The following is a 467-nucleotide window of genomic DNA, read 5'->3' as shown; positions in this document are numbered from 1 at the left end:
ACTATCTAAACGATAGAATCATAGGTGGTTACAAAGCCAAGCTACTTGGACGGTGTCTTCGCCACTACTACCTTATATGGTAGATACTTTTAAATTAATAGGTTGCTTATGGTTTATACTAAAATTAACTAAATTATATTTATGTTTTTTATTTAAAATATTCCATGCACCAACTATATCTCTATGAGTTTTATAACCACAAGTACAACTATAAGTTCTACCAGTTGGTTTGTGTTTTTTAGAACACTTTGGGCAAGTTTGAGATGTGTAGTTTTCTTTAACTAGCTTAACTTCAATACCTTGCTCTTTAGCCTTATATTTAATATAGTCTTTAATGCGACCATACTCCATTTGAGATATTTTTTGTCTATTAATTCTATTTAATCTTTTCTTCTTTTTTGTATTTTTCTCAATCCCTTTTATATCTCCTAAAACTATTTCACATACTTGTTGCTCTACACAAAAGT

1 protein-coding gene is annotated in these 467 nt (G+C 29.1%); it reads right to left on the bottom strand.

The window, feature by feature from the left end; translation table 11 throughout:
* Positions 1 to 72: 72 nt before the first annotated feature.
* The coding region (locus KGF46_RS19765; protein WP_227854978.1) for a zinc ribbon domain-containing protein at positions 73 to 467 on the bottom strand (395 nt) is incomplete at its 5' end.

It is taken from the genome of Clostridioides sp. ZZV14-6153 (assembly GCF_020657855.1).
Classification (GTDB): domain Bacteria; phylum Bacillota; class Clostridia; order Peptostreptococcales; family Peptostreptococcaceae; genus Clostridioides.
This window is presented reverse-complemented; position numbering and strand designations above follow the sequence as displayed.